The sequence below is a fragment of the Mameliella sp. AT18 genome, from assembly GCF_028807275.1.
In the GTDB taxonomy this organism is placed as follows: domain Bacteria; phylum Pseudomonadota; class Alphaproteobacteria; order Rhodobacterales; family Rhodobacteraceae; genus Antarctobacter; species Antarctobacter albus.
The window spans coordinates 1-7,089 of the sequence record NZ_JARAMO010000118.1; the positions used below are offsets into that span (position 1 = coordinate 1).

At 63.2% G+C, this 7,089-nt stretch carries 6 protein-coding genes; 4 read left to right on the forward strand and 2 right to left on the reverse strand.

Annotated features, from left to right (window positions below):
- Window positions 1-111: 111 nt before the first annotated feature.
- From ctaA to PVW46_RS13470, 3 genes are all read left to right on the forward strand, one after another.
- On the forward strand, window positions 112-1,257 hold the full coding sequence (gene ctaA / locus PVW46_RS13460) for a heme A synthase (protein ID WP_069208911.1): 1,146 nt from the start codon (window positions 112-114) through the stop codon (window positions 1,255-1,257).
- Window positions 1,258-2,733: a carboxypeptidase M32 gene (locus tag PVW46_RS13465; RefSeq protein ID WP_069208910.1), complete on the forward strand. Its 1,476-nt coding sequence runs from the start codon at window positions 1,258-1,260 to the stop codon at window positions 2,731-2,733.
- 127 nt (window positions 2,734-2,860) lie between these two features.
- Window positions 2,861-3,175, forward strand: coding sequence for a hypothetical protein (locus PVW46_RS13470; RefSeq protein WP_052244327.1), 315 nt, complete (start codon window positions 2,861-2,863; stop codon window positions 3,173-3,175).
- 68 nt (window positions 3,176-3,243) lie between these two features.
- On the opposite strand, the gene PVW46_RS13475 is transcribed toward PVW46_RS13470, so the two are convergent.
- A complete protein-coding gene (locus PVW46_RS13475) occupies window positions 3,244-3,819 on the reverse strand; it encodes a hypothetical protein (RefSeq protein WP_069208909.1) in 576 nt (191 codons plus the stop codon).
- A gap of 24 nt (window positions 3,820-3,843) precedes the next feature.
- Window positions 3,844-6,576, reverse strand: a complete 2,733-nt coding sequence (gene gyrA / locus PVW46_RS13480; protein WP_069208908.1) for a DNA gyrase subunit A — start codon at window positions 6,574-6,576, stop codon at window positions 3,844-3,846.
- 193 nt (window positions 6,577-6,769) lie between these two features.
- On the opposite strand from gyrA, the gene PVW46_RS13485 reads away from it, so the two are divergent.
- Entirely contained in the window at window positions 6,770-7,039 is a 270-nt protein-coding gene (locus PVW46_RS13485; RefSeq protein ID WP_043138631.1) for an usg protein, read from the forward strand.
- Window positions 7,040-7,089: the final 50 nt, after the last annotated feature.

Consider the following 7,089-nt stretch of genomic DNA (forward strand, 5'->3'; position numbering starts at 1 on the left):
AAGTCAGGCATTCCTGACGGAGGTATTCCGGACCCCGCGACATGCCGCAGGGGGGCCGCTTGAAGGCCCCGGTCGGGCGCTCTACTGTCCGGTCAAAATGCGGAGGCTGGGATGGCAGAGAAACGCAAGCTGTTCGAGGAAGTGAGCGAGGGCACGCAGAAACCGGCGGCCCCGGCAGGCGGCATGATCGACGCGGGGAAACGCGGGGCGCGCGGTGCGGTGCGCCTCTGGCTGATGCTGCTTTTCCTGTTGGTGGTGGTGATGATCGCGGTCGGTGGGCTGACACGTTTGACGGATTCCGGCCTGTCGATCACCGAGTGGAAACCGATCACAGGGGCGCTGCCGCCGTTGAACGCGGCCGAGTGGGATGCCGAGTTCGAGAAATACAGGCAGATCCCCGAGTACCAGCTGCAGAACAAGGGCATGTCGCTGTCCGAGTTCAAGACGATCTATTGGTGGGAATGGGGTCATCGCCAACTTGGCCGGGTGATCGGCCTTGTCTGGGCCTTGGGCTTTTTCGGATTTCTTCTGGCCAAGGCAATCCCGCCGGGCTGGACAGGGCGGTTGCTGGGCCTGGGGGCCCTGGGTGGACTGCAGGGGGCCATCGGCTGGTGGATGGTGTCTTCGGGCCTGGGCGGCGAAATGCTGGACGTGGCCTCCTATCGCCTGGCAACGCACCTGGGGCTTGCCTTTGTCATCCTCGGGCTGATCGCCTGGTACGTCTATCATCTGACCTACGAGGAACGCGCCCTGATGCAGGCCCGGCGCAGCGCTGAGCCAAAGCTGTTCTCGATGGCAACGGGGCTGATGCATTTCGCCTTTCTGCAGATCCTGCTGGGCGCGCTGGTGGCCGGGATCGACGCGGGCCGCAGTTATAACGACTGGCCGCTGATGGGCGGCGAGGTCTTCCCCTCGAACGCCTTTGACTTCGAGCCGCTCTGGCGGAACTTCTTCGAGAATGCCGGGCTGGTGCAGTTCATGCACCGCGTCACGGGCTATCTGCTGTTTGCCTTCGGTGTCGTGGTCTGGCTGCGCGCGCGGCGGTCCGCCAACCGGGATACGCGCTTCCGGTTCAACGCTGTTTTTGCCGTCTTGTTCGTGCAGGTTGTGCTGGGTATCGTCACGGTTGTGTATGCCGCGCCCTGGCATATTGCCATCGTGCACCAGCTGGGGGCGGTCGCACTATTGGCACTGATATTGCGGGCGCGGTTTGCCGCGCGCTATCCCGCACCACAAAGTATAAGAGGCACGAGCTGAATGAGTGCATACGACGATTTGATGGCCTTCCAGCGCGACACCGAGGCGCTGGCGCAGGTCGCGGGACGGTTGAGCTGGGACCAGGAAACCATGATGCCGCGCGGGGCGGCCGACCAGCGCAGCGATGAACGCGCCGCGATGGAGGCGATCCTGCACCAGCGTCGCACAGACCCGCGCATCGGGGACTGGCTGGCGGCGATCGCCGAGGAAAACCTCGATCCGGTCGCCCGCGCGCAACTGCGCCACATCCGGCGCAGCCATGACCGCAGCGTGCGTGTGCCCGAACGGCTTGCCTCGGAAATTGCCCGCATGGTCAGCCGCAGCCACGTGATCTGGGCCGAGGCGCGGGCGGATGACGATTTTGCGGCTTTTGCCCCGGCGCTGAAAGAGGTCATCGCACTGAGGCAAGAGGAAGGCGCTGCGCTGGCCGCGGGTGGCGATGTCTATGACGCGCTACTGGATGACTATGAACCCGGTGCCAAGGCCGCCGACCTTGAGGCGATGTTCGGCGCCCTGCGGCCCCGGCTGGTCGCGCTGCGCGAGGCCGTGCTGGCGAAACCGGCACCACAGGGCCTGTCCGGTGCCTTTGACGAGGCCGGGCAGATGAAACTGGCCCGCCTGCTGGCCAAGACCTTTGGCTATGACATGCGGCGGGGCAGGGTGGACAAGGCGGTGCACCCGTTCAGCTCCGGCTCGGGTGACGATGTGCGCATCACCACGCGCACCATGCCGCTGGAACCGTTCAACTGTTTCTACTCGACCATCCACGAGGTCGGCCACGGCAGCTATGAACAGAACATCGACCCGCGCTATCGCCTGACCCCACTGGGAGCGGGGGTCTCGATGGGGGTGCATGAAAGCCAGAGCCGGATCTACGAGAACCAGCTGGGCCGCTCGCGCGCCTTCACCGGCTGGCTCTATGGCCAGATGCGGGACACCTTCGGGGATATCGGCATCGCCGACGAAGACGGGTTCTATGCCGCGGTCAACAAGGTGCGCAACGGCTATATCCGGACCGAGGCGGACGAGCTGCAATACAACCTGCACGTCCTGTTGCGTTTTGATCTGGAACGGGCGCTGATTTCCGGCGACCTGCAGGTCGATGACCTGGAAACCGCTTGGAACGACCGTTTCCTCGCCGATTTCGGGTTCGCGGTGGACAAGCCCTCGGACGGGGTCCTGCAGGACGTGCACTGGTCCGCCGGTCTGTTCGGCTATTTCCCGACCTATTCGCTGGGCAATGTCTATGCAGGCTGCCTTTACAAGGCGCTGCGCGATGCCGTGCCCGGGCTGGACGGGCAATTGGCACAGGGCGATACCTCGGGCGCCACGGACTGGTTGCGAGACAACCTTCAGCAGCATGGCGGCCTCTACACCCCGCGCGAGGTGATCGAGAAGGCCAGTGGCGCGGCCCCCTCAGAGGCGCCGCTGCTCGACTATCTCGAAGAGAAGTTCAGCGCCATCTACGGACTTTGATAAGGGCGCGCGCGGGTGTCTGCCGAGGCCCGCGCGTCCTGATCCAAGCCGCGCGTTTTTCCCGTTTCGGCTCCGGCGGCGCTTTGGCACGACAGGGATCGTTGAACCAGTCAGTGGAGTAACGATCATGAAACAGATTCTCTTGGCCACGGGCCTCTGCGCCGGTCTAGCACAGCCTGCCCTTGCCCAGGCCACGACCGAGGCCCGGGTGATCGGTCCGTCCGGCGTGCCTGTCTACACAGTGCAGGTGCTGGGCGCCAACGGTGTCACCTACAATTGTCGCCCCGACACCGAAGAGCGTGACGGACAGGTCTTGCGCTTTTGCCGCCGAGTCGATGGTGCGGCGGTCGCCGATGGTGACCCCTTTGCACTGGCCCCGGCGATCATCGCGGGCGGTGTGCTGGCGGTGCTTGCCGTGGGCTCGGCCTCGGGCACGGATTGATACCGGCAATGCAAAAGGGCGGGACCGCGATTGCGGCCCCGCCCTTTTGTTTTTGGAATGAACGCGGATCAGCTGTTGGGGTAGATAAACGCCTTGCGCGCGGATTCGAAATTGCCGAGACCCCGATTGATCGCAGGGATCGCCCGGTTGACCAGTTGGGCCACCTGCGGGCGCAGGGCAGACCGGGCGTCCTGGTCCGGCGCCGTGCTCAGGATCCTGTAGGCCTGCGAGAAATCGTCGGACTGGCTGCGATAGGCCTCGATCAGGGCGCGGGCCTCGGTCAGGAACTCCGTGCGGCCCGGCTGCGACTCTTCCTGCGAGGCCAACCTGTTGACCAGGTCGCTGGCTTCGTCCGCACGTTTGACCATGCTCTCGCCGCAGGACTCGCTGAACATCAGCGCGGTTCTGGGCGTGGTTGTCGGCAGATCGAAACTTCCGGTCGACAGGCCAACGAACCAGTCGGTGCAATCGCGCGACCGACCGTCAAAGGAGTTGATCAGCTTGATGACCCGGTTGGCGTCATTCTTGCGGTCGTTCTGTGCCTCGATCCTCTGGTTCTGCTGGTAGCGTTCGTAACGTGCGTACATGAAGAATACACCCGCGCCAAAGGCCACCAGCGTAATCAGGAGTGAAATGATGCGCATGGCGCCGGAAATCCCTAGTCTGTTTTAGTCCTGCTCGGTTTCGGTGTCCGTCTCGCCCTGATCGGCGATCCAGGCCACGGAAACCACGGTTTCACCCGTGCCGGTGTTGAAGACCCTGACCCCGCCCGCGCTGCGCGACCGGAAGGAAATGCCGTCCACCGGCACGCGGATCGACTGACCGGTCGACGTAGCAAGCATGATCTGGTCGTCAAGCTCGACCGGGAAGGAGGCGACGATTTCGCCGCCGCGCATGGATTTCTCCCAGGCGGTGACGCCCATGCCGCCTCGGCCGCGCACCGGGTAGTCATGGCTCGACGACAGCTTGCCCAGGCCTTTGGCGGTGATCGTTAGGATCAGGTTTTCCGCCGCCGACATCTGCGCATAGCGTTCCTGCGTGATGGCGCTGTCGGCATTGCCTTCCTCCTCTTCGGGGGTCTCGGCCTCGTCGGTCAGCCCGGCCATCGCGCGCCGCATCTTGAGGTAGGAGGCACGTTCGTCCGATGTGGCGTCGAAATGGCGGATCACCGACATCGACACGACCTCGTCGCCATTGGAGAGGCGGACGCCGCGCACGCCGGTGGAATTGCGCGAGTTGAAGACGCGGACCTCGGGCACGGGGAAACGGATCGCCCGGCCAGAGTTCGTCACCAGCATGACGTCGTCATCCTCGGAGCAGATGCGCGCGTTGATCAGGCGCATGTCCTCATCCTCGAACTTCATCGCGATCTTGCCGTTGCGCATGACGTTGGTGAAATCCGAAAGCTTGTTTCGGCGCACGCTGCCCTTGTTGGTGGCAAAGACGATCTGCAGGTCGTCCCAGTCTGCCTCGGGCCGGTCGACGGGCATGATCGCCGCAATCGAGACACCCGAGGGGATCGGCAGGATGTTGACGATGGCCTTGCCCTTGGAGGTCCGCCCGCCCAGCGGCAGGCGCCATGTCTTAAGCTTGTAGGCCATGCCATCGGTGGTGAAGAACAGAAGCTGCGTGTGCGTATTGGCGACAAAGAGCGTGGTGACAACGTCGTCGTCCTTGGTCGACATCCCGGACAGGCCCTTGCCGCCGCGTTTCTGGGCGCGAAAATCGGCCAGGGCAGTGCGCTTGATGTAGCCGGACTGGGTCACGGTGACGACCATGTCTTCGCGTTCGATCAGGTCCTCGTCTTCGAGGTCGCCGGCCCATTCGGTGATCTCGGTCCGGCGCGGCACCGCGAATTCGTTGCGGATCTCGGTCATCTCATCCTTGATGATGCCCATGATGCGCTCGCGCGAGGACAGGATATCGAGGTAATCCTTGATCTTGGCGGCCAGGTCTTCGAGTTCGTCGGTGACTTCCTTGACGCCCAGCTGGGTCAGGCGCTGCAGGCGCAGCTCCAGGATGGCCCGGGCCTGGGTTTCGGACAGGTTGTAGGTGCCGTCCTCGTTGGCCTTGTGGGTCGGATCGTCGATCAGCGCGATATAGGGCAGGATCTCTTCTGCCGGCCAACGACGTTCCATCAGGCGCTGGCGTGCCTCGGGGGCATCCGCGCTGGAGCGGATCGTGGCGACCACTTCGTCGACGTTCGACACGGCAACGGCCAGACCGCAGAGGATGTGCGACCGTTCGCGGGCCTTGCGCAGCAGGTAGGCGGTGCGCCGCGCCACCACGTCTTCGCGGAAGTCGATGAAAGCGCTGAGAAACCCGTACAGCGTCAGTTGCTCGGGCTTGCCGCCGTTCAGCGCCAGCATGTTGCAGCCAAAGCTGACCTGCATCGGCGTAAAGCGGAACAGCTGGTTCAGCACCACCTCGGCGGTGGCGTCGCGTTTGAGTTCGACCACCACGCGCACACCGTCGCGGTCGGATTCGTCCTGAACGTGGGCGATGCCCTCGATCTTCTTGTCGCGCGCGGCCTCTGCGATGCGCTCGATCATCGTGGCCTTGTTCACCTGGTAGGGGATCTCGTCGATGACGATGGCATAGCGATCCTTGCGGATCTCCTCGATCCGGGTCTTGGCGCGGATGATGACGCTGCCGCGGCATTCCAGGTAGGCCTTGCGCGCGCCCGAGCGGCCAAGGATCACGCCCCCGGTCGGGAAGTCCGGCCCGGGGATGTATTCGATCAGTTCCTCGGTCGACATGTCCGGGTTTTCGATCAGCGCCAGCGTCGCGTCGATCACCTCGCCCAGGTTGTGGGGCGGAATCCGGGTTGCCATGCCGACGGCGATGCCCTCGGCGCCGTTGACCAGCACGTTGGGATAGCGCGCGGGCAGGACCGTGGGTTCACGTTCCTTGCCGTCGTAGTTGTCTTGGAAATCAACGGTTTCCTTGTCGATATCCGTCAGCAGGGCCAGCGCGGATTTCGCCAGGCGGCTTTCGGTGTAACGCATGGCGGCGGGCGGGTCGCCGTCCATCGAGCCAAAGTTGCCCTGACCGTCGATCAGCGGCAGCGACATGGAGAAATCCTGCGCCATCCGCACAAGCGCGTCGTAGATCGCGGAATCGCCGTGCGGGTGATAGTTGCCCATCACCTCGCCGACGGATTTCGCGGACTTCCGATAGGCCTTGTCGGGCGTGTAATTGCCCTCGTACATGGCGTAGAGGATGCGCCGGTGCACAGGTTTTAACCCGTCGCGCAGATCCGGAATCGCGCGGCTGACGATGACCGACATGGCGTAGTCGAGGTAGCTCGACTTCATCTCGTTTTCGATCGAGATCGAGGGGCCGCGCGGCGCCGGACGATTTTCGTCTGTATTTTCAGGGGGTTCGGGCGTATTGCTCACGTCAGGGGCCTGTCAGTTGATCTGCCATATCTTGTTGAGAGGTGTATATCAGAGACTATCTGTAGGGTGCAATGGCGGCCCGCGGGCGCATTTTGGCAGCCAGCGGTCAGGTCTGCTAACACACTGTTTTTATTGATAAGTAAAGATTTGCTTGGCAGCATTTACCTACGAGTTGTCAAACGAGGTAAAAACGATGCAGGAGTCTGAGACCGAGCTGATGCTCAAGGGGTATGGCCTGACCACGGCCGAGTTCTTTTATCACATGCCCGATTACGCCCATGTCCTGAACACCTTTATCTGGCAGGACTACGACCTGGCGCCGGATCATCCCCGGCTGTTCGAGTTCATCGAGTTCTGGCACGACGAGATCGAGGGGCCGTTGCACTCGGTCCGGTTCACCCATCGCAAGATGATCTCGCCGGGCGAATGGCGCAACGTGGTGGGTGAATTCCGCTATCATTGAGCGGAGGCCGGCGGCCGTGAATTTTGTACAAAACGTACGTTTTGTACGTC